Genomic DNA, 22,323 nt, shown 5'->3' on the forward strand with positions numbered 1-22,323 from the left:
GGCTGTGTGTATAATTGTCAATAGCTATAGCAAACAGGATCTTGTGAAAACCGCACACCCTAGCCCGGCTCTCATCCCGACGCTCCCCTTACGGGAGAGCGCGGGACTTCCCGCCGGGGGAGTTAAAGAGGATGTGATGGAACGAGGTTTACTTTGTAAATTTCAAAACTTTCTGATCCGGAATTTACGCTTGGGGAGACACGCCCTCTGCCTTGGTTGGAGAAATCCTGTCAAGTGATGGTGAGTTGTTGAGCCAAGAATTCCCGTCGCTTTAGCGCGGGGAGTGTCAATAAGTATAGCATTCAGGCATGAGAAATGGTATTAGAACTATCAAAGCCAAAATTATCAGGATGGGAAACAAAACTGGCGATCGCGATCGCATTAGCTACCTCAGTATTCTTTGCTTTCATACCTATATTAATCAGAATCAGCGAAAATTTTGTCAGCCCTAATGCTACAGTATTTAATCGCTTCTGGATAGCCACCGGTATCCTAGGTTTATGGAACGGACTTATCTTGCCAAATAGACAAACAAATCCTCCTATTAAAAAGTATTCTAATAGCAAAAGACCATTGATACTATTGCTCATCCTAATAATAGTTTTTGTAAGCACTCAACTACTGTGGGCTTGGGCGATCGCTCAAACCACTGTTGCTAACTCAGAAGTTTTGCATTGTCTTGCCCCAGTATTTACAACTATAGCCGGATGGCTGCTATTTGCCCAAAGGTTTGGTGGAAGATTCCTAATTGGAATGGTAATAGCAACAGGGGGAACACTCGGTATTGGATTTAGCGATATGTCTCACAGTATTAGCTTACAAGGCGATGGCCTGGCATTCCTCTCAGCCGTCTTTTGGGCAGCATATATAATGTCTATGGAAAAACTCCGTAATTATTTAAGCCCAACAATGATTGTAATGTGGGCATCAGGGTCTTGTTCTGTTTTGTGCTTGCCTGTTATGTTAATAGTTGATAATGAAGTATTTCCTCATTCTGGAGGTGCTTGGTTAACCCTAATAGCTCTAGCCCTAAATACAATTGTTTGTCACAGTTTGGTCGCATATAGCCTCAAATGGATATCTTCAGGATTAATGGCAACAATTCTTCTGCTCAGTCCTATTTTGACTGCAATATTGGGTTGGGTTTTGTTCTCAGAAGCTCTAAGTCTGTTAAACTTATTTGGGTTTGCAGTGATTCTGGTGGGTATATACATGGCCATATCTGACAAAGGAGAGTTAAAAATATCAGAAGATTGACCATTTTTTGAATTCAAAATTCAAAATTCAAAGTTCAAAAATTTTGATTCTAAGTGAATTTCAATAATTGTTTAATTAAGGATTCTTTTTCTCGTTCTTGAGAACGAAAAAATCAAAAATATTTTCCTTATTTCAAACTTTTGGACGTTGCTGAATGATTGTATAATTTTTAGTAGGGGCGATTCGCGTAATTAGGAGCATGACAAACGGAAATCGCCCCTACAGTAGTTATGCACAGCTTTTTTCCTGACTATTAATCTTACTCCAATAGGAATTTCATACCTTATTTCAGCAATGCCTAATTTTGAATTAATAATTTTTAATTTTGAATTGATTTGACATTTTCCCACCGTTCAGTAAAACTAAGAGGCTGTTTTTAAGGAAGTCAGAAGTCAGTAGGGGCGAATGGCCATTCGCCCTTAGAGAGGTGTTGCTGAACCAAGGGATGATATCATGTCCGGTAGCATCGTTTGTGTATAGAATTAAGTTTTTTTTGGAAAAAACCTTCTGACTCCTGACTCCTGACTCCTGACTCCTCCCTCCTTATCTATAATTATTCAACCGGACATGATATGAATCTTTGTACTTCCTATGCACTCTAAAAGTATAATTCCTCCCACACTCCCCACACTTCCCACACTTCCCACACTCCCCACACTCCCCACACCCGCTAATTCATCCCGCAAATATGCAACGCCGAGAAGTCGTTTTTGTAACGGGGATTAGAGCAACGCTCCAAAAACATTTCGCCTTAAAAGGCGTTGCTCTAATCCCAATTATTTTGGTAAAGAATTATGAAGTGTTTTTAATCCTCGCACGCAAATTAGGTATTGCAGACTACAAATCTAGGATAAATAACTAAGTTTTTACAGTTTAAAGGGCGATATATAGCTAAGAAAGAGTTGGTTAGGACATAGACTGATGATGAACCTTAGACTAGGAAATATTTTTCCGACTGTTCCCTGTTCCCTGTTCCCTGTTCCCTGCTATAGCTACCGCTAGGCTCCGCCAATACTTTATTTTATAAAACTTTACAAATAGTCTCTCATAAAGAGGATTGCCAAAATAACTATTAAGATTTATTATTTTATTTGGTTGATTTACTGCCAGTTTTAGGGTAATTTTATCTATGAGCTGATCCGTAAAATTTGATGCCTTAATTTCTAATAACTTATGACTATTTACTTTTTTACTGCTGACGAAAAACCTTACGGTTGTTTCTGTAATTTTTCACTCCACGGTTTTGAATTAGACGGGCTCTGGTGGCATACATCAGAGCATTATTATCAAGCCCAGAAATTTGCTGGCACTGCCCATGCTGAAACAATCCGATTGGCAAAAACTCCGGCAGATTCTGCTAAACTGGGTCATGCTCTTCCTCACCGCAGTGATTGGAAAAAAATTAAATATGATGTGATGCAACGAGCGGTACTCCAAAAGTTTCAGACTCATGGGGATATTCAGAAAACTCTGCTGGCAACAGGAGACGAAATGATTATTCAAGAAGATCTTGGAGATTATTATTGGGGTACTGGTAAAGATGGGAGTGGTAAGAATTACCTGGGACAAGTTTTAATGGAAGTTAGATCCACTTTGCGTTGCATAAGTTTAGATCGGATGGTTTCAACAAAATCAGAGAAGCTCATAAAGATGGGCTGAGGTAGTTTGACTGAGGTAATAATTTATGTCTAACTTGGCGATTGTCTATTTTTCAGGTTCAGGTAAGACACACCTGATGGCTCAAGCTATAGCTGAAGGTGCTACTCAGGTGATCAAAGTAAAAGTTGAGTTATTGCGGATTGTCGAAGATCAGATTGTGAAAGGAGTTTGGCAAGATCCAGAAATCCTGGAAAAGCTTAACCAGGCTGATGCTATTGTTTTTGGCTCGCCAACTTATATGGGAGGTGTAGCTGGTCAGTTTAAGCTATTTATAGATGCTGCTAGTGAAGTCTGGTTTAGGCAAGGATGGAAAGATAAAATAGCTGCTGGTTTTACCCATGGGAGTTGCCCTAGTGGCGATCAACAAAGTACATTGCTTTATTTGGCAATCAATGCAGCCCAACATGGTATGATTTGGGTCAATGTTGGCGATTTACCCAGTCAATTTCTGGAAAAGAATGATGGTGTAAATCGTCTGGGGTCATTTTTAGGAGTGACAGGCCAAGGTACGGATCTGAGTACAGGAGAAGATAAAATTGATCTTGATCCTGGCGATCGCTTAACAGCTTTCCAATTTGGAAAACGTATTGCACAGGCAGCCCAACGTTGGAATCATGTTCACTAAACTTATAAACTTATACCAATACCATTATTGTATAAAACCAAAAATATGGTGACAGTTGAAATATTAGCAATAGGAAACGAACTTTTAATTGGAGATGTACTAGATACTAATACTAACTGGATTATCAAAAAAATTACTGGTATGGGAGGGCAAGTAAATCGCTCTGTAATCCTCCGAGATAATTTAGATGCAATTGCAACAGAAATACAATCGGCATTGGAAAGGAAAACTGAGGTGATTTTTACAATAGGAGGAATGGGGCCAACTGTTGACGATCTGACTCTTGAAGCTATAGCTCAAGGAATAGATCGGCCTTTGGCAGAAAATAAAGAAGCCCTCGCTTTTGTGAATCAAAAATATCAAGAATTTGCTAACAAAGGATATGTAGATGATGCAAAAATGACGCCAGCACGAGCGAAAATGGGAATTTTGCCTATGGGGGCAATTCCGATAGACAACCCTGTGGGAGCCGCACCAGCAGTAATTTCAAAGGTAAAAGAAAGCATAATAATTAGTTTGCCTGGAGTACCTAGAGAACTTAAAGAAATATTTGATAATTCTTTGCAACCTATTCTGAAAGAAAAATTTGGGGAAAGTTTCTTTTTAGAGAAAGTTGCCATTGTTGATAGTAAAGATGAATCTGTTATTGCTCCTATCTTAAATGCTGTTTCTCAAAAAAATCCTCAAATATATATTAAGTCAAGAGCTAAAAAGTTTGACATAGATACAAAATTTAAGGTGACTCTTTCTTACTGTAGTAGTTTCAAAGAAGAAGTAGTTCAAGCAATTAATCAAGCAATACAAGACCTCAAGCAAGAGTTAGGTAATGCAGGAATTTCTCTAGATTATACTGAATAGTGAACTGATGGCTTTCTCAGTTGTAAGCAGATAAACAATATTTATGTCCACAACTTTAACGAGACTAGATTCAACTTTAGCAGCCATTGAAGTGGCTTTACCTATCGATCCAAAACCTTATACTGTAGGCGATCGCCCTACAGGTTTAGTAGTGGTGGATGTTCTCAACGGTTTTTGCACTGTTGGTTATGGCCCAATAGCACCCCAAGAACCTGACGAACAAATTTCAACAATGGTATCAGAAAGCGATCGCCTAGCACGCTGCTTTGTTGAAAAAGGTTTGCCTGTACTAACCTTCTTAGATACCCATGAACCGGGAAAACCTGAACCCCCTTATCCAACCCACTGCGAGAAAGGTAGCGGGGAAGAAAAGCTCGTTCCAGAACTGGAATGGTTGGAAAATCACCCCCTGGCCACCTTAGTTACCAAAGATTGCATAAATGGTTTTATCGGTTCAATTAATGGGGATACGGGGCATAATATACTTTTGGACTGGATAAGCGATTGGAAACTAGAAGCATTACTGGTGGTTGGAATTTGCACTGATATCTGCGTGATGGATTTTGTTATCACTATGTTATCAGCCCGGAATCACGGTTTGTCCCCAACTTTAAAAGATGTTGTCGTCTATGCCAAAGGTTGTGCTACCCACAACCTCACGGCAGAAATGGCAGTTCAGCAAGGACTACCGAAAACGGCGATTCATCCCCAGAAAATAGCCCATCATGTTGGGTTATACACAATGACAGAGCGCGGTGCATTGATTGCTTCTACTATTACGTTTTAAGAGATTTTCAAGAAAAGAGGTTATATTAGGTACTTTTCTGCTCTATAAAACTGATACAAAGCGTCACATTGATGCGACAATTTGATGTTTATTTCCTGCTTCCACTGAGGCCGCCGGCGGTTACTCATCCACAGGCATTCACGATCGAGCCGACCGCATCTCTCAAATTTATACTGGCGTTTAAATCTCTATCTATTGATCGGCCACACTCTGGGCAATCATAAGTTCTCGCATTTAATGGCATATCTTGGACGTGACCGCAGTTAGAACAAGTCTTTGATGATGGAAAAAATCTATCAACGACTACTAATTCAGAGCCGTACCACTGAGTTTTATATTCTAGTTGACGCCTGAACTCATAAAATACTTGATTTGCTATAGATTTACCTAGTTTACGGTTAGCTAACATTCAATTAACGTTTAAGTCTTCTATGACAACTGTGCCGTGGTTTTTGGCTAGTATGTTGTCAATTTATGAAGTGCGTCTTTACGGATGTTTCGCTGCGCGACATGAAAAGCTACTTTTGTGTGTAGCTTGGCAATTTTAAGTTGTGCTTTTCGCCAATTAGCTGAACCAATATCTTGATTCCGGTTTAGATATTAAGTTTGAGTTTGGTACGAATTGATTTCATCTATGGGTGAGTGCAGTCTATCAATAGTATGCGTTTTTACGATAATTGATTTGATTTTTTATTGTTGGAGATGTCTAATTATGATTTCAGACACTCCAACAACAATTTATGCTTAACTTGGTAATATCAAATCCGTCTAATTGTATATACTTCCAATTACCTTACGAATGGGATTTTAGCCTACTGATCGTGAGGTTGTTTAAACGGATTTGACATAATGTAGTTTTTCTTATTTTCACTGCTAATCTTTTTACAGCGCTTTTCAGATTGATGAACCACATCGTCATAACCAAAACCTCGTAGGGATGTTCCATGGAACGTCCCTACTGTGGTTTACTGAAATGAAAACTGCTGTAAAAAATTCCACACTCTAAAGTAATTAGTAATTCTCCTTTGAGGAAATACCGGATGATATCATGTCCGCTGGTATCGTTTGTGTAAACCAAAGGGTGAATTTTACCGGAAATTTAAGTTTTTTTCTTCCTCTTAAGTATTCTTCCTCCCTGTTCCCTGTTCCCTACCTTTGCTATACAATACCGATGCTACCGGACATGATATGAGTTGCCATTAATTGGGTTAATTATCTTGTACCAGTACCTGCCAGAATTATCCATTTCAATCATAACTTCAGTACCTTCTCCAACTCCAATCCTCCTGTAATATTTGATCTTGTATACCTTACCAGTCTTCTGTGAAACTACAACAGCCTCACATATACTGGAGCCGCCTAAACCTCTTCTGAAAACAAAAGGCACTGTTTGGTTAGCCAATGCTCATTGAGCAAACATGGTAACAGTTGGCACTGCAATTAACAAAGGTATAGCTACATTAGAAGAAAGTGCTAACAAAGAAGATGCTGCAAAAGATTTGATTTGTTTAATGATAGTTTTCTCTCAATTTGTAAGTTTTGTTGTCAGCCAGAAATATTTTCCTATTGGCCAAAATTAATCAAACATTTACCTACATTTTAACCATACCAGGAAAAAAACAAAATTGAGTAGATAGTAAATCTTTATAATTCATATCTAGATTATGTAACGCCTTTAAATTTTCTATAAAAAAAGTCTAAAAAAAGTAGCTGAATTTTAAGAAAGCAATTATAATCTCTCTAATCTGTACACAATGAGCGATCTTCTTTTCTGTCCTCTCTTTATTAAAGAGGGGTCAAGGAATCTGCTTGTCATTTTAGCTATAAACATTCTCTTAAATCAACCCAGAAAAAGACTTGTTCAAAAAATGTTGTACACCAAATTATTCTATATCAAAACATAACTTTATACAAATGCCAAGATTAACGCCTCAAGATATTCCATCCCACTTTGACATTATAGTAGTAGGTTCCGGTGCGGCAGGACTTTATGCAACCCTTTGTTTACCTACTCATCTGCAAGTTGCCTTAGTTACTAAAAATACCATAAACATGGGCTCCAGTAACTATGCTCAAGGAGGTATTGCTGCTGCTATCGATCCTTCGGATAACCCCGTATTGCACCTAGAAGATACTCTCAAAGCAGGTGTCGGTTTGTGCGACGAGGAATCGGTAAAATTTATGGTGGAAAATGCACCAGCAGCGATCGCTCATCTAGTAGAAATGGGAGTTGCCTTCGATCGCAAAGAAGAAAAACTGGCAATGACCTTGGAAGCTGCACACTCTCGCCCCCGCGTACTTCATTCCGCAGATACAACAGGTAGAGCTATTATCGATACACTTGTCGCTAAAGTTCAAGAACGTTCAAACATTCAGGTTATTTCCCAGGCAATAGCATTAAATTTATGGCTAACTCCACTAAAAGATCGGGTTCAAGGTATTAGTCTTCTCCACGAAAGTAAAATCCAATGGTTAAAATCCTCTGTAGTAGTTCTGGCAACAGGTGGAGGCGGTCAAATATTTGCCCAAACTACTAATCCCGAAGTTAGTACCGGAGATGGAGTCGCAATAGCTTGGCGTGCAGGAGCAGTTTTGCGAGACTTGGAATTTTTCCAATTTCATCCTACTGCCTTAACTAAAACAGGAGCGCCTCGTTTTTTAATTAGTGAAGCTGTTCGTGGAGAAGGAGCGCACCTAATAGATGAGGAGGGAAAGCGCTTTGCCTTTGAGTATCATTCTGCTGGAGAATTAGCTCCTAGAGATGTTGTCAGTAGAGCTATTTTCCATCATTTGCACAAAACTGCTACCAACTCTACCCATGCTCGCGTTTATTTGGACTTGGGAGCAATTGATCCAGACCGCATTCGCTACAGATTTCCCAATATTATCAATGTCTGTCAACAATGGGGTATTGATGTTTTTCAAGAACCTATTCCGGTTGCTCCTGCTGCTCATTATTGGATGGGTGGAATTGCTTGCGATCTAATGAGTCAGACTTCGATTCGCGGACTCTATGCAATTGGAGAAACAGCGAGTACAGGAGTTCACGGAGCAAATCGTTTAGCTAGTAATTCTTTGTTAGAATGTTTAGTATTTGCTGCTCAACTATCTCAGATTGAAATTCAGCCAAATTTGGTTGCGCCTGATTCCGATATCTCTCAGGTAAATTCTGACTGGAATACGGATATGGAACAGATAGAGGCGATTCGGCAAATGTTACCAAGTTTAATGTGGGAAAGTGCAGGAATTTCTCGTCAAGGAGAGTTATTAAATCAGGCACTATATCAAGTTAATCGCTGGCGAGATAGTTTGGCAAATTTTGAGATCGTTAAATTTTTAGCTAATCTCTTGCCTAATCAGACGATCGAATTAAATTCTACTAATGCTGAACAGCAATTGCGGAAGGTTGCAGAAACACTAAATCTTTTAGACTTGGGTTACTTAATTCTCAAAAGCGCTGCATGGCGAACTGAAAGCAGAGGCGGACATTATCGTAATGATTATCCCCAAACTTCTAATCATTGGAATGTACATACTTTAGTGCAGGGCGATCGCTTCTGGAAGTCACCAACCAAGATTAAATCTGAACCCTCGAAAATTAAAAGTATAGGTAGTTGAATTGAATTATACCCCTGCTCAACCGAATCTGTCGAATAACTAAAAAGTCTGGGATTTGACATACTCCCGACGTTGCCCTTCTATTCCCCCCTTTCAAAGGGGGGTTAGGGGGGATGGACAACGCGGGATTCTTCAGTCTGGGAAACCCTGACCGCTGCGCATGACAGAGGTGATGTCCTCCCCCTGTGTTGACATTGATAATAACAAAATGCTCGTAGCTTGTGTCTTGGGCATATGAACGTTTAGCTTATGAAGGTATCCGAATCCGGGCCCAGGCTTTCCCATACGACGCTCCCCCTCCCCCCTTGGAAAGGGGGGTTAGGGGGGATGGAGAGCGCGGGACTTCCCGCCAGGAAAGTTAAACCCAGACTTACTATAATAGGACTTACGCAGAGCAGGCATATCTAGTAGGGGCGAATGGCATTCGCCCCCTACCGATAGTGTATTATCTAAGAATTTGCGTAATACCAACAGGACTTACGCAAAGACACTATATATAGCGTATGCTTGCATAGAGCGATATAGCTGCCGCTAGGCTCCACCAACGCCTAAAAAATTATAGCAATCCCCCAGCTTTGCTGATTCTAAACAATCTATAAAAACTTAAATAACTCTCATTTTAATTGTCGGATATTTTAGTTCAGAGACCAGATATTTAGATGACAATTGATGTTTCAGTTGATCAATAGTAATTCCAACGAAAATTTGCCATTTTTTTCAAATGATTCCACACCAACATAGCACAAGCTTTTGTGTTTTTTTGAATTTTTGCCCGACGACATTGGCAAAACTCAAGCCCTGTTAGTTGTTTAATTTATCTGTGGAATTCCTCAATTTTCCATCTAGTTTGAATTTCAAACTCAACGTCATCTGTACTTTGGGAACTGAGGTCATGATATTGCAATATATTCTGTTCTGTTTGTAGAAACAGTAGCCCAGAATAATTTGACTTTTTTATCTCTAGGAAAACCTTTAATCTTAATAATCTTTCCTGATACTAATTCTAACTCATTCCATTTTAATTATTCCAGTTTTTGATATTTTTTTACACCCCCACCCCTTGTCTACTAAACGATTAATTTTTAATTGGCAATAGTAAATTTTACCTAAATTATCTATTAGCGCCATTAGTCTTAATCGTTGCATACCAACTATCCATCAATACTATTTTTACTGGTATTTTCTTCTTTTTTACTACATCAACCATCATTTATTGAACATGATCTATTTTACTCTTTTCATCACTTTCTGGATTATAGATACGATAATCTATTATCCTTGCATTGCTCTATATCAGGATTAAAATATAAGCAATTAACTATTCCTATTCCATTCACTACTCCATGTTCATTACCACGCTCATTGACGCCGGAAAAGTGCCTCTTTCAGAGGAGCTTCGCTATCAATTTTATGGGAATATTTTTTATTAATATACTGTATCATCAAAAATTAAATAACCATCTTCAGAAGTGACAATTTCTCCCCTTACATTTTCCCACAAAGTTTCTGTTCCTAAATCAACATTTTTTTGTAGGACGATTAATTTGATCGTGGCTAATTTTTTCCAGATGCTCGGCCAGATTTGTTAGAGTATAATTTTTATGACTACTTATTAAATACTCACAATATTTTATATAATTAAAGTTCATAAATATTGGCATTGATAAATAATTATTTTCATACTAATCTAGTCTACCAAGTAATTTTGCGTAAAGCAAATTTTTAAGGTTTTTATATTTTGTTGTTCAAACGTTGGCGGAGCCTAGCGGCAGCTATATCGCTAAATAAACCAACCTTTAATGACAAACACTATATATAGTGTCTTTGCGTAAGTCCTGAACAATTAATAATGAACAATAATTATTAATTATTCATTATTAATTATTCATTATTATCCTACCTTTCTTCTTAAACCTTGGGTGTTTTCAAAGGTCCTTGAAAGAATCTCTGAAATGCTTCACCCAAGTTAGGACAAGCATATTGATAGACTCGCTTACGACAAGTTTTTCATCCAAGGGTAAAGAGGTCTTTGTGTGATTGGTAAAAACCTCTCTGAGCTTACGAATATTTGGCTTATAACCATCTCTATAAGCAGCATTCCATAAACCTTTTACCCCAATTATAACACCATCTGCTATAACCGGGGTGTTGAGCCATTATGGTTTTCTACTTGTTCCGCGAGTTTGAGCTTGGTATGAATTGATTTCATATATTGATAAGTACAGCCTATCTAATGGTATGCTTTTTAACGTATTATATCGTTATTCTGTGATTAAGTCAAAACTCTATCTCTCTATATATGTTTTGCCTTAAAATAACCACGATCCTTATTCAGTAATCATTTTAGAGATTGACTTTGCATTCATACAGAGTCAATTTCCTCATTCACAGGGAAACGATCAATCAACTGCATAGCCCGATAAGCATTCCGTTTCAAAACATCAGATAAATAAGGCACATGAGGAATCTGAGACAAAAAATCCAAAGTCCGACGTAAAATCCGAACAACATCCCCCTCATCCAGACTTGTATTTTCCACTAACTCCTGCCATTCCACTCTCAAAGCCCACTGTTCCACCAAACCAATTAAATCCAGTTTCAACCAATCCAACCAAACAGGTAAAGCTACCCCATACCGATGTTGAACCTTAATTAACTGCTGTTTTAAACTACGCAAACTAGCCAAAGCCTCCTTCACTTCAGCAGACAACTCATAACGAGTCCAACTATCAGGTCTACTAATCTCCGTGACCAGAGCAGCACAAGCAGCAGCTAAATGATGGGGGTCAAGTCCGTCAAAAGCTCCAGACATCAGCACTAAACCAAGCCACAATTCATTATCACCCCGAATTGCTGCACAAGCTTGACCAATATCTGTAGGCTTGACTCCATGCAGACAGCCAAAATACTGTAAAATTTCAATTAGATTAAGAAACTCTTGCCAGTGATGTGCCAACCGATCCTCCAAATCATTTTGGCGATCCTCTATTTCTTCCCTCAACATTTCCATCCGTCGCCAACCCTTTAACAAAGTACGAGGGTTCCCCCATTCTTTCACAGGATGTTCCTCGGCTTGTGCTTCCACCATTGCTACTTTTTGCATTTGTGCTAAAACCTCTGGAGCATCTACTGGCACTGGTACTACTGGAATTTGTTGAGCTAAAGCAAGAGTTGTTTCATCTCCTTTGCGACATTGCCCCAAACGAGATTCCATCTCTTCAGGCAATTCCATGTAGTCTACAGCAACCAACCGAGGCAACTCTGCGTGTAAAGCCACTACATCCATTGCTCCTACTACATACCACCGATTATCTCTACCTAAACACAAGGAGTAAGGAGACTGACCAGAACCACGAACTTTTGCCACTAATACTGCTGGAATCGGTTCGGAAGTCGATTTCTTGGCAGTAGGAACGTGCTTTCCTTTTAAACTAACCACAGTTCCCAATACTGCAAAAGACAAAGATAAAGACATCTCTCTAATCCGAGTTTCCTCTGCCTGCTTTTGTAAAATCTTCAGCAGTCGTTTTTCCTCTTTGGCTTTTTCCCGTAACTTTTCATAACTTGCCAGTAGTTGTTCGAGATTAACCCAATCATTCTCTTCATAAATTCCTAGTTTATTCTCGACAGAGGTCAATTCCTCTAACTTTTGTTCAATCTCTTTTCGCTCTGGCAACAGAGATAAGGTAGACAAATACTGACCAAAACTACGTTCTACTAAATCTTTTGCCTCCTCCAACGTATGAGTTTGTAGTAAATTCAGTACCATACCGTAGCTAGGAGTAAACTGACTAACCAAGGGGTCAGCTCCTGAAGTTGCTAAATAAGCTGCCTCCTTAGCACCCTCAAACCTGGTTTGCACAGTTAGAACATAACCTTGATGATCCATTCCTCGCCGTCCTGCCCTACCTGCCATTTGCAGAAATTCTGATGGTTTTAGAAGTCGGTGTCCATCATCTGTACGCTTGGAAAGACTAGAAATAACGGTTGTTCGGGCTGGCATATTAATTCCTGCCGCTAAGGTTTCTGTGGCAAATACTACTTTGATTAAGCCTTGCTGAAATAATTCTTCAACTAATCCTTTCCAGACTGGTAACATTCCGGCATGGTGAGCTGCTATTCCTCTGGTGAGAGGTTCTAACTGTTGAGACCTGGCTAGCTCTGGGTTGCGATTGAGAAATTCCTGAATTAGCTTTTTTAGTTTGGTTGCTTCTGCTTCATTGACCAAGGTAAGATTGCTGACTGCTATTTCTGTTACTGCACGAGCGCATCCTCTACGGCTGAATATGAAGTAGATGGCTGGTAACATATCTCGCTCTTTGAGCTGAGATAAGACTGTTGATAAGGTTGGTTCTTGTTGTCTGTCTCTTTTATCTCTTCCTGTGTGTCTACTTTTAGGCTTGAGTTGGGGATTGATTCTTTTTTGATTGTTGTTGAGTAGAGGAAATAAGCCTTTATTGTTGGAGAAATTAAATTCTAGGGGGACTGGTCGGAAATCAGAGTAGATCAGTTCGGTTGGTCCATGGACTTTGAGAATCCAGTCTGTGAGTTGGTCACTGTTGGCTACTGTGGCGGAGAGGGCCAATAGTTGGATTTCTGGCGGACAGTAAATTATTGATTCTTCCCAGACTGTGCCTCGTTGGCGATCGTTCATGTAGTGGCATTCATCTAGAACTACTGCTTCTACTTTTTCCAGGGATGTGCCTATTTCTCCAATGGGAGTACCGTACAGCATATTGCGGAAGATTTCTGTGGTCATTACTAGGACTGGTGCTTCCCGGTTGACAGAGGTATCTCCTGTGACAAGTCCTACCATTTCGGGTCCAAATAGGTTACGGAAGTCCCGCAATTTTTGGTTTGATAGGGCTTTTAGGGGTGTGGTGTAGAATACTCGTTGTCCACGACTTAGGGCGCGGTAGATGGCATATTCTCCGATTAAGGTTTTGCCTGAGCCTGTGGGGGCACAAACAACTACTGATTTTACAGCGTTCAGGGCAGCGATCGCCTGTTTCTGGAAGTTGTCTAGTTCAAATGGAAATAAGGTCTTCAGATCCAGCTCTTGGCTGTTCTGGGTTGAGTATGACACTAATATTTTTTTCTTGACTTTATAAAGGTTTTGTGATAATGTCTATTCTGTTTTACCAGTAAATATAGACTTTATATTTTGATTTTAACTACTTCTTTCAAAGTAGAGTTGATAGGTTTGAAGTTAGAAAGCATTAGATCTAAAGTTTTCAAGGGGTTAGTAAAATTGACTTTTTATTTGAAAAAATTTGGATATCTAAAAACATGAAAAAACTTTTGATTTAGTTACAAAAATAGTCAAGGCAGTCAAAATATTTTGTTATTTTAGATAAAAAATATTAAGATATAGCATCCTTAAGTAATTTAATTTGTTAAAAAACATAAATATATAAAAAATCGGAAAATATTACTTCTAATCCCTCAATTTCCAAATACTTCCTACATAACTCAAATATAAATCCTATATGTCTGAAATAATATTTTGAAATTACCTCTACATCTTTAGTTTAACTGTATAGCTTTAACATAGATTCATAAAGTTAATCAAATTGAGAAACAAACTGAAAACAGGCTGTAGAAAATCCACAAAAATCCAGTAATTTTTGACTTGAAATTGAAAATATTATGAAAACAGAAACTCAAACTCCAAAAATAGTAGTAGTAGGTGCTGGTTGGGCTGGTTTAGGAGCCACTCATCACTTGGCCAAAAACGGCTATGATGTTACACTTCTAGAAGCTGGCCCTTATCCTGGTGGTTTAGTGGCTGGTTGGAAAACTTCTGGTGGCCGTTCAGTGGAAGTGGGCATACATGGTTTTTGGTATCCCTACCATAACATATTCTCTCTAGTCAAGGAATTAAACCTTAATCCTTTTACTCCTTGGACTCGTTCGGCTCAATATTCTCCTGCTGGATTAGAAGTAGAATCACCAATTTTTCAAGATTTACCACCTCTACCAACGCCTCTTGGTACTTTTATTTATACTCAATTTAAACGATTGCCTTTGAGCGATCGCCTTTCTGCTCTGCCACTACTTTATTCCCTGATAGATTTTGATAATTCGGATGAAGCTTGGCAACGATATGATTCAGTAACGGCTAGAGAATTATTCAAACAATATGGTGTGACTAAAAGATTATATGATGATGCTTTTAATGCCATGTTATTAGTTGGTTTATTTGCTCCGGGAGAACAATGCTCGGCTGCTGCTGCTTTGGGTATGTTGTATTATTTTATTCTGGGTCATCAACCTAATTTTGATGTGGTTTGGTGTCGGGGAACTGTGGGGGAAATGATATTTAAACCTTGGGTGGAAAATATTGAAAATTTAGGTGGAAAAGTTCTGACAAAACAGCGAGTTACTGACTTAATTGTTGATGATAATGGCAAAGCAACAGGAGTCGTTTGTGAAGAGCAAATATTTGAGGCGGATGCTGTAATTTTTGCTGTTGGTATTAGTGGAATGAAAAAGATTTTGGCGGGAAGTGAAGCTTTACAAAGTCGTCAAGAATTTAGGAATATTAATAATCTGGGTGGTGTTGATGTATTAGGAATTAGGTTATGGTTTGATAGAAAAATTCTGATTCCTCGTGCTTCTAATGCTTGTTTTGGATTTGATAAAACTACTGGTTGGACGTTTTTTGATTTGAATGCTTTACATGACGAATTTCGAGATGAAGCAGGAACGGTTTTAGAAGTAGATTTTTATCATGCTAATCAATTTTTACCTTTGAGTGATGAGGAGATAATTAAAATTGTGCAGGGATATTTAGCAACTTGTATTCCTGAATTTAGAGCAGCAGAAATTATTGACCAGAGTGTTGTAAGAGTGAGGGAAGGGGTGACTCATTTTTTCCCTGGTAGCTATCAATATTTACTTTCAGCAAAGACAAGTTTTGACAATGTATTTATGAGTGGGGATTGGATTGTTAATCGTCATGGTTCCTGGTCTCAGGAAAAAGCTTATGTGACTGGTTTGGAGGCTGCAAATTTAGTAGTGGATAAGTTTAAGTTAGGGGAGAAAGCTAATATTATTCCTGTGGAAGAAGATGAGGAGCATATTAAATTTTTCAGGACGATTAACCAGTCAATGCGAGAAGTCGGGAAGTCGATATTTCCTAATATTTGGTTGCCTTAATTCAATTATTAGTTATCAGTTAAGAGTTATCAGTACATCTTGAAATTAGTAGGAGACTTGAAATACGGAATTTTATTTGTTTATTCTCTTAAAAGATTAGACTTAAAACCTTATTTATTGGATCATAAATGTTAAGTAAAAATTCAGCCGTCAGCTAGCCTCTTAGGTCTTCAATAATTAATAATTAATAATTAATAATTAATAATTAATAATTACCTCTTCTTAAAAAGAAGAGGATTAGTTAAAAGGAATTTTTTCTCTTTGAAACGAGAGGCTTTAAACCTTATTTCTTCGGTAACTGCGTTTTTCATGTCGCGTAGCGTTTGTCATGTCGACTACAGCCGTTAGCGGAGCTTTGCGCTAGCAAAACGAAGTTGTACGGTAGTAAAATAGCTATTACTTTTAGTCTGAGATAAAAGCTTTATTAATTGTGGCAGAATTAAATCTTACTACTAAAGTCAGCTCCCTTGACCTTGAGTCTATATTCATTTAAATACTGTCCTTAATAGTAAAGTTTTATTGTTGAGAGTTAATAGCTAATAGCTGAATGCTTAGAATGCTAAATCCTCTGTTCTCTGCTGTTTGGGGATCAAAAATATTGGGAATTTCTGAATCGAAAGATTTTCTCGCAATCAAGACAATTGAATTTTTCCTTTTGTCTGGGAATACATTTATTTTTGTGGATTGTTTTAATTTTTTCCCTGGCTAGATCGTATATCCTATAGATTCTAGTAATTAGTAAATTTAAAATAAAAAATCTGATATCTCTAGGAAGAAAAAATTGGCAAATTTTTAAGTTTGCCAATTTATTTATGTTTGTTTACTCGACTAATATTGTGTTTTATAACAGTCATAATTAATATATTTATTCAGCGAATACTTCAAGTAAGAAAATATTAATAATCAATTTTCTTCCTTCTTCCCTCTTCCTTCTAAATTTGTAAAGAATTATTGCTAAGTCTCACCAGGAGAAAAAAAAGAACAATTTTCTGATATAAAGATGCAACTGAGGTTTTCAATGTACACATAACATAGGACAAGAAAAAATGCTTTACTCAACCTTATTAACACTTGGCCCCAATACTTTTAGCTGGAGTCCAAAAATTGCCCTAATAATGATTATCTGCAATATCGTAGCGATCGCTTTTGCCAAGTTAACAGTTAAATATCCTAGTGTCGGTCCAGCGATGCCTGGTTCCAACTTTTTTGGTGGTTTTGGAGTAGCTGGTGTTTTGGCAACTACAAGCTTTGGTCATATTTTAGGTGCTGGTGTGATTCTTGGTTTGGCAAATTTGGGCAGCCTCTAAATAATTTAGGTTAACACTCATCAATAATTTCATTTACAATTATTTTTAGGTAACTTTGTCAAAGTTACCTTTTTATTATATACTGACTATTGTCCAACAGTTGAGGGAAAAATCATGGGTACTATGGGTACTAGAGAAGCGTCTATGTTATTAGGTATCTCTCGTCAACGTCTGCTTGTTTTATTGGCTCAAGGAAGAGTCCAAGATGCTGAGAAAAATGGTAGATTCTGGGAAATCCCAGTTTCTGAGAATGGAATGCCTGTAATCATTCCGGCTCGGCGCGGTCCTCAAGGTATCTGGCACAAGGAAAAACCCAAGGAACCTAAAATGATTCATGTTAATCAAAGCAAGATTAAAGGTAATAAGGGTAAGCCTCCAGAGGAATTGGAACCTGTGCTTTCTGTTAAGGACGGCGATCGAAACGATTATGGTTATGAGTTATATATTCCAGGTCCTTGCCAAATCGTCTATGAACCTTACAAACCCGCCAAATGTGGCGCTCATTTGTGGATTAATACTTATGAGCCAGTGGAATTTATACATAATGAATTTTCATCAGATCCTGCAAGACAACCTAGCAAACAACTTTTTATATATGTATAGTTTGTTTCTATAGGCAGTAGATCATCACAAAAGAATATTTATTCGCACTTAAGCTTGACTGACGATAACTTCAGTTAATTTGTGCTGTTTGGTTGTGGGAAATCGTCATTTCAGTTATCAGTTATCAGTTATCAGTTATCAGTACCTCTTACTTCAGTAGGAGGCTGGAAATATTAAAGTTGATTTTTTTCATCTCCTTGTAGAGCGACAGCTCGTGGCGAAGTCAAGAGAAGGCTTAAGACCTTATTTTCTGGTAACAATATTAGACCTCTCCGGAAAAGAGGGAACACTTAACTGGGAACAGGAAGAAGTAATTGATAATTTCTGGATAAGAATTGATTCTATTTTTAATTTTCGGAGATGTCTATTATAGCGAAATACGGTTTTCTAGGTCATGCGGAGCAAACAGTTAAGACGAAAACTCATAAGATATAGAACCATTAGATAGGCTTTTCAGACTACAAAACTGCCAAAAAAATCCTCAACTGAACTGTATTGATTTATAATGGATAGTAAGCATTCAGCCGTTAGCTAATAGGTGAATGCTTACGTTAATGTTTAATTTAAAAAATGATATGACCGACCATTCACTCACAGATTTCCAGGATAACCCGAAGTATTTTGTAGAACAAATTAAAGAAACACAAAAACCTATAGTCTTGACAGTTAATGGTAAAGCAGAGCTAGTGATTCAAGATGCAATTGCCTATCAAAAATTAGTGGAAAGATTAGATTATGCTGAATCAGTAGCGGCAATTCGCCAAGGAATAACAGAATTTGAACAAGGTAAGGGAAAACCTGCCCGTTTTGCATTAGCAGAATTAAGAAAAAAACATGATATTTCAAGTTGAAATTTCTCCATCTGCTTTATCTGATGCAGAAAATGTCTTTTTGTGGATTCAACAACAAAATCTTCAAAAAGCTTCGGAATGGTATAATGGTTTCGTAGATGCAATTTTGTCTCTAGAAACTTTCCCGAACAGATGTACGATTGCTCCTGAGAGTGCTGATGTTGGTAGAGAAATTAGGCAATTGATTTACAATAAACACCGGATTTTGTTTGTAGTCAAAGAGCAGGTTGTACAAGTCTTAAGAGTCAGACATACTGCACAGGATTCTATTTCAATCGATGACTTATAATACCAATTTGCTAAACCAGTAGGGGGGCAAATAGCCCCTACAATTTGTTGATACTTTCCAATTTTTCAAGTTGATTTTTTAGAGACTGAATGTATCAGGAAATATAAAAAGGAGATAGGGAACAGGGAACACTTAACTGGGAACACTTAACTGGGAACAGGGAATAGGGAATAGGGAATAGGGAATAGGGAATAGGGAATAGGGAGAAAGAAATCAAGACAAGTATTAAAGAGTTAAAATAAAGGGAATAGATATACCTTTCCACCTAATCAATCTACCAAATTTTAATCTCTTGAAGTACCTTTTACTTTTAGATTTTAGTCACTCAATAACTCTCTTAAGACTTATTTTGCAAACAGTTTATTAAGTATTGTTTCCAGACAGAATTAAGAGTAAATACTGTCAAATTATTCTCTAATTGTCTATCTAATAATAATCGGTTTTTCAGGGATTGAATTAAGTTGACAGATTCCTGAATGGATAGTTGTAATTTGCTAATTATTTCTCCTATTGAAATAGGTTGATCTTGGTTAGCAACTTGTTCCATAATTCTGATTTCCACAGGAGATAAACGTTGCAATTGTTGTTCTAATTCTGCTTGTAATGCTTCTGGTAAAATTAGGGTTTCATATTCTATAAATTCTGCTACTTGACCGCTAAATAATTCTTGAATTGTTGTTGCTGTCATATCTAACCATCGGGGATTTCCTTGATAATTATTAATCAATTTTTCCCAGAATTCTCGATCTGCTAATTGGTGTTTTTGGCAGATTTTTTGAGCAGCAATTCCTAAACTTCCTAAAATTAAGGTTCGTACTGGATAATTTTCTGTTTCTAATTTGATAATTTCTGGGATTTTTTCTCTACTTATTAACAGTAAAGAACTCTGATGGGAGACTGTGACAAGTAGTTGAAAAAAATCTTGATAATCTTCGTAACCAGATTTATATTGACCTGCAAGTTTTCCAGGAGCAAATAATTTTTGTACGTCATCAAATATGATGCAGCAACGATATTTTTCTAGATATTTTTGGAGTTTTGATAATAGGGTTTCGATATTGTCGGAAGTTTCTGTTTCTGGTGCAAAAATTTGCAAGAGGTTAGTAATAGTTTGGGTGAGAGTGGGAGAAAAGCGAAGGGTTCGATAAATGATGTAATTAAACGTAGGGGTTTGGTCTCTAAATCCATTTATTTCCTCGGTAAAATTCGTAGGGGTTTGGTCTCCAAACCCATTTATTTCCTCAGTCAAATTCGTAGGGGTTTGGTCTCCAAACCCATTTATTTCCTCGGTAAAATTCGTAGGGGTTTGGTCTCCAAACCTATCTTGGTTTCCCACAAACCCATTTTCTCTCAACCCATTTATTTCCTGAATTAATTTTAGAGAAAGACTTGTTTTGCCAATACCACTTATTCCTAAAAGGGAGATGACACGGAGGCGATCGCTTACTATCCATTTTGATAAGGTGGAAAGTTCGTTTGTACGACCATAAAAGTTGATAATTTCTCGTGCTTTGTCTAGGTCGATAATATTTTGAGTTGGTTTTTGTTGAGAGTTGGTTTTTGTTGGGGAAACGCCAGGGTTTGACGGACAAATATTGATATTACTTGTGACCTTATCCTTACAAAAAACTGGCGCAAAATTGTAAATATTTGCATTTTCTAATATTGTTCTAAAATTTGCTTTGGTAATATTTTCACCGAGTATTTCCGATAAAGTTTTCTATAATTTAGAACCGATATACTTAACATGAGTTTCGCGCTTCGTAAGTTTCCTCAGCAATTTTTTTGTAAGTCTGATTTTCTAAAGTGCGTTGCAATATCGTTTTTTGCAGGTAGTCTAAATTTTCCCCAGTATGGTCATAAATTAGCTCTTCAGCTAACTTTAAGATTTCTTGAATATTCATAAATCTGTAGACATATTATATTTATATAGTGCTATTATATCTACTAATTGTTAAGTATTCCCCTGGCAATGACAAGCAGGCAACATTTGTCAGACCCATTTGAACTGGCTCGATTTACAGGTTATTAAGACTTACTCAGCAATTTACTAACAACATAAACATAGAGAATAATGACTAAATTCAGTTTTAAGAATTTCAGTAATCCATTAAAGGTAAGCTTGAATGGGGATGCTCGCCTCACCAATGATGTGTTGCGTCTTACCAACGGTGGTGGTTGGGAAGCAGGTAGTGCTTTTTATTCTAAGCCTATTCCTATGAAAGACAAGACCTCTTTCAATACCCACTTTCAGTTTCAACTTCATAATAGTAATGGTTCCGAATCAGGACGTGAAGGTTTTGTTTTTATGCTGCATAAAGACAGTAAAGCGGCTCAATCTCTAGGTTCCAATCGCAGTGGGTTAGGCTACAGAGGTATTTCTTCAAGCATTGCTATAGAGTTTGATACTGACCAAGACAACTCTTTCGATCCTAATGACAATCATATTGGTTTAAATTCTGGTGGATCTATTGAGTCTAAAGTGACAAGTACCCCAGATTTAGACTTAAATAGTGGAAATATTATTAATGCCTGGATTGATTATAATGGCAACAATGATCAGCTGAATGTATTTGTATCTGAAACCTCAAAAAAACCGAAAAAACCTGCTTTTTCTACATTTACTAATATTATAGGAGGTGAAACAACCGTTCATGTCGGATTCAGTGCAGCAACAGATGGTAGCTTTATGGGTGTTGACAACAACATCCACGACGTCCTCACATGGGAATTCTCTACATCTGACAGCAATACAAGCAAACTCGGTAAAAACATCAACGGTAATAATAGAAACAACCGACTCCAAGGAACAAATAAAGGCGAACGCATTAATGGTAAAGGTGGCAACGATGTCTTAACTGGTAGAGGAGGGAATGACACATTAACAGGTGGTGGCGGTAGAGACACCTTAACTGGCGGATCAGGCAACGATGTCTTAACAGGTGGTGGCGGTGCAGATGACTTTATTTTAGGTAGTGGCAAAGTTTACAAGAAAAAAGATGTAGGCATAGACATCATTAAAGACTTTCAACGCAATATTGACGATATAATTCTTGATACTGACACATTTACGACTCTCAAAAGTGAATTAGGAGAAGGGTTCAGTATTAGGCGAGAGTTTCAAGCAGTTAACAGAAAAAATGCCGTTGCCAACTCCAGAGCAGATATCGTATACGATCGCTCTACCGGAGATTTATATTACAATGCCAATGGTTCATTAGCTGGTTTTGGAGGTGGCGGAAAAATTGCCACATTAGAAGGTGCGCCTAGAATTAGTGCGTCTGATTTTGTCTTGGAATAATCGGTAA

General features: G+C 37.7%; 19 protein-coding genes and 2 pseudogenes. 14 read left to right on the forward strand and 7 right to left on the reverse strand.

Annotated features, from left to right (window positions below; genetic code table 11):
- Positions 1-315 precede the first annotated feature (315 nt).
- On the forward strand, positions 316-1,257 hold the full coding sequence (locus F6K40_RS14550; protein WP_293136991.1) for a DMT family transporter: 942 nt from the start codon (positions 316-318) through the stop codon (positions 1,255-1,257).
- A 557-nt stretch (positions 1,258-1,814) separates the two neighbouring features.
- Here the strand turns inward: F6K40_RS14550 and F6K40_RS14555 are convergent.
- Entirely contained in the window at positions 1,815-1,943 is a 129-nt protein-coding gene (locus tag F6K40_RS14555; protein ID WP_293136993.1) for a hypothetical protein, read from the reverse strand.
- Between the two features lie 2 nt (positions 1,944-1,945).
- On the opposite strand from F6K40_RS14555, the gene F6K40_RS14560 reads away from it, so the two are divergent.
- From F6K40_RS14560 to F6K40_RS14580, 5 genes are all read left to right on the forward strand, one after another.
- A complete protein-coding gene (locus tag F6K40_RS14560; RefSeq protein WP_293136995.1) occupies positions 1,946-2,119 on the forward strand; it encodes a hypothetical protein in 174 nt (57 codons plus the stop codon).
- Positions 2,120-2,430: 311 nt separating this feature from the next.
- The gene (locus F6K40_RS14565) at positions 2,431-2,916 is read left to right on the forward strand and encodes a riboflavin biosynthesis intermediates N-glycosidase (RefSeq protein WP_293136997.1); all 486 of its coding nucleotides are present in this window, start codon (positions 2,431-2,433) and stop codon (positions 2,914-2,916) included.
- A gap of 25 nt (positions 2,917-2,941) precedes the next feature.
- Positions 2,942-3,541 carry a flavodoxin family protein gene (locus tag F6K40_RS14570; protein ID WP_293136999.1) on the forward strand — a complete coding sequence of 200 codons (600 nt, stop codon included), beginning with the start codon at positions 2,942-2,944 and terminating at the stop codon, positions 3,539-3,541.
- Positions 3,542-3,586: 45 nt separating this feature from the next.
- On the forward strand, positions 3,587-4,399 hold the full coding sequence (locus F6K40_RS14575; RefSeq protein ID WP_293137001.1) for a competence/damage-inducible protein A: 813 nt from the start codon (positions 3,587-3,589) through the stop codon (positions 4,397-4,399).
- A 43-nt stretch (positions 4,400-4,442) separates the two neighbouring features.
- The gene (locus tag F6K40_RS14580; protein WP_293137003.1) at positions 4,443-5,186 is read left to right on the forward strand and encodes an isochorismatase family protein; all 744 of its coding nucleotides are present in this window, start codon (positions 4,443-4,445) and stop codon (positions 5,184-5,186) included.
- A gap of 124 nt (positions 5,187-5,310) precedes the next feature.
- Here the strand turns inward: F6K40_RS14580 and F6K40_RS14585 are convergent.
- Together F6K40_RS14585 and F6K40_RS14590 are read right to left on the reverse strand one after the other, a co-directional pair.
- Positions 5,311-5,762 (reverse strand): annotated as a pseudogene (locus tag F6K40_RS14585) (RNA-guided endonuclease InsQ/TnpB family protein); the annotation flags it as partial.
- Between the two features lie 598 nt (positions 5,763-6,360).
- Positions 6,361-6,588: a hypothetical protein gene (locus tag F6K40_RS14590; RefSeq protein ID WP_293137005.1), complete on the reverse strand. Its 228-nt coding sequence runs from the start codon at positions 6,586-6,588 to the stop codon at positions 6,361-6,363.
- 16 nt (positions 6,589-6,604) lie between these two features.
- Here F6K40_RS14590 and F6K40_RS14595 point away from each other — a divergent pair, with 16 nt between their 5' ends.
- Entirely contained in the window at positions 6,605-6,766 is a 162-nt protein-coding gene (locus tag F6K40_RS14595) for a hypothetical protein (protein ID WP_293137007.1), read from the forward strand.
- Between the two features lie 334 nt (positions 6,767-7,100).
- Entirely contained in the window at positions 7,101-8,804 is a 1,704-nt protein-coding gene (gene nadB / locus F6K40_RS14600; protein WP_293137009.1) for an L-aspartate oxidase, read from the forward strand.
- A gap of 603 nt (positions 8,805-9,407) precedes the next feature.
- Here nadB and F6K40_RS14605 read toward each other — a convergent pair.
- Both F6K40_RS14605 and F6K40_RS14610 read right to left on the reverse strand, forming a co-directional pair.
- Positions 9,408-10,453 (reverse strand): annotated as a pseudogene (locus tag F6K40_RS14605) (IS701 family transposase).
- Between the two features lie 713 nt (positions 10,454-11,166).
- Positions 11,167-13,890 carry a DEAD/DEAH box helicase gene (locus F6K40_RS14610; RefSeq protein ID WP_293137011.1) on the reverse strand — a complete coding sequence of 908 codons (2,724 nt, stop codon included), beginning with the start codon at positions 13,888-13,890 and terminating at the stop codon, positions 11,167-11,169.
- A 563-nt stretch (positions 13,891-14,453) separates the two neighbouring features.
- On the opposite strand from F6K40_RS14610, the gene F6K40_RS14615 reads away from it, so the two are divergent.
- From F6K40_RS14615 to F6K40_RS14635, 5 genes are all read left to right on the forward strand, one after another.
- Positions 14,454-15,965 carry a hydroxysqualene dehydroxylase gene (locus F6K40_RS14615; RefSeq protein ID WP_293137013.1) on the forward strand — a complete coding sequence of 504 codons (1,512 nt, stop codon included), beginning with the start codon at positions 14,454-14,456 and terminating at the stop codon, positions 15,963-15,965.
- Positions 15,966-17,011: 1,046 nt separating this feature from the next.
- Entirely contained in the window at positions 17,012-17,272 is a 261-nt protein-coding gene (psaK, locus tag F6K40_RS14620; protein ID WP_293137015.1) for a photosystem I reaction center subunit PsaK, read from the forward strand.
- Positions 17,273-17,386: 114 nt separating this feature from the next.
- Positions 17,387-17,875 carry a hypothetical protein gene (locus F6K40_RS14625; RefSeq protein ID WP_293137016.1) on the forward strand — a complete coding sequence of 163 codons (489 nt, stop codon included), beginning with the start codon at positions 17,387-17,389 and terminating at the stop codon, positions 17,873-17,875.
- Positions 17,876-18,450: 575 nt separating this feature from the next.
- Complete coding sequence (locus F6K40_RS14630) at positions 18,451-18,726, forward strand: type II toxin-antitoxin system Phd/YefM family antitoxin (protein WP_293137017.1); 276 nt, start codon at positions 18,451-18,453, stop codon at positions 18,724-18,726.
- On the forward strand, positions 18,710-19,015 hold the full coding sequence (locus F6K40_RS14635) for a type II toxin-antitoxin system RelE/ParE family toxin (protein ID WP_293137018.1): 306 nt from the start codon (positions 18,710-18,712) through the stop codon (positions 19,013-19,015). The genes F6K40_RS14630 and F6K40_RS14635 overlap by 17 nt, the downstream gene beginning before the upstream one ends.
- Before the next feature lie 337 nt (positions 19,016-19,352).
- Here F6K40_RS14635 and F6K40_RS14640 read toward each other — a convergent pair whose 3' ends face one another.
- On the reverse strand, positions 19,353-20,351 hold the full coding sequence (locus tag F6K40_RS14640) for a globin family protein (RefSeq protein ID WP_293137019.1): 999 nt from the start codon (positions 20,349-20,351) through the stop codon (positions 19,353-19,355).
- A 406-nt stretch (positions 20,352-20,757) separates the two neighbouring features.
- On the reverse strand, positions 20,758-20,919 hold the full coding sequence (locus F6K40_RS14645) for a helix-turn-helix domain-containing protein (protein ID WP_293137020.1): 162 nt from the start codon (positions 20,917-20,919) through the stop codon (positions 20,758-20,760).
- Positions 20,920-21,089: 170 nt separating this feature from the next.
- Here F6K40_RS14645 and F6K40_RS14650 point away from each other — a divergent pair, with 170 nt between their 5' ends.
- Positions 21,090-22,316 (forward strand): hypothetical protein, encoded by a 1,227-nt coding sequence (locus F6K40_RS14650; RefSeq protein WP_293137021.1) that lies wholly within the window; start codon positions 21,090-21,092, stop codon positions 22,314-22,316.
- Positions 22,317-22,323 lie beyond the last annotated feature (7 nt).

This window comes from Okeania sp. SIO3I5 (assembly GCF_010672085.1).
GTDB lineage: Bacteria > Cyanobacteriota > Cyanobacteriia > Cyanobacteriales > Microcoleaceae > Trichodesmium.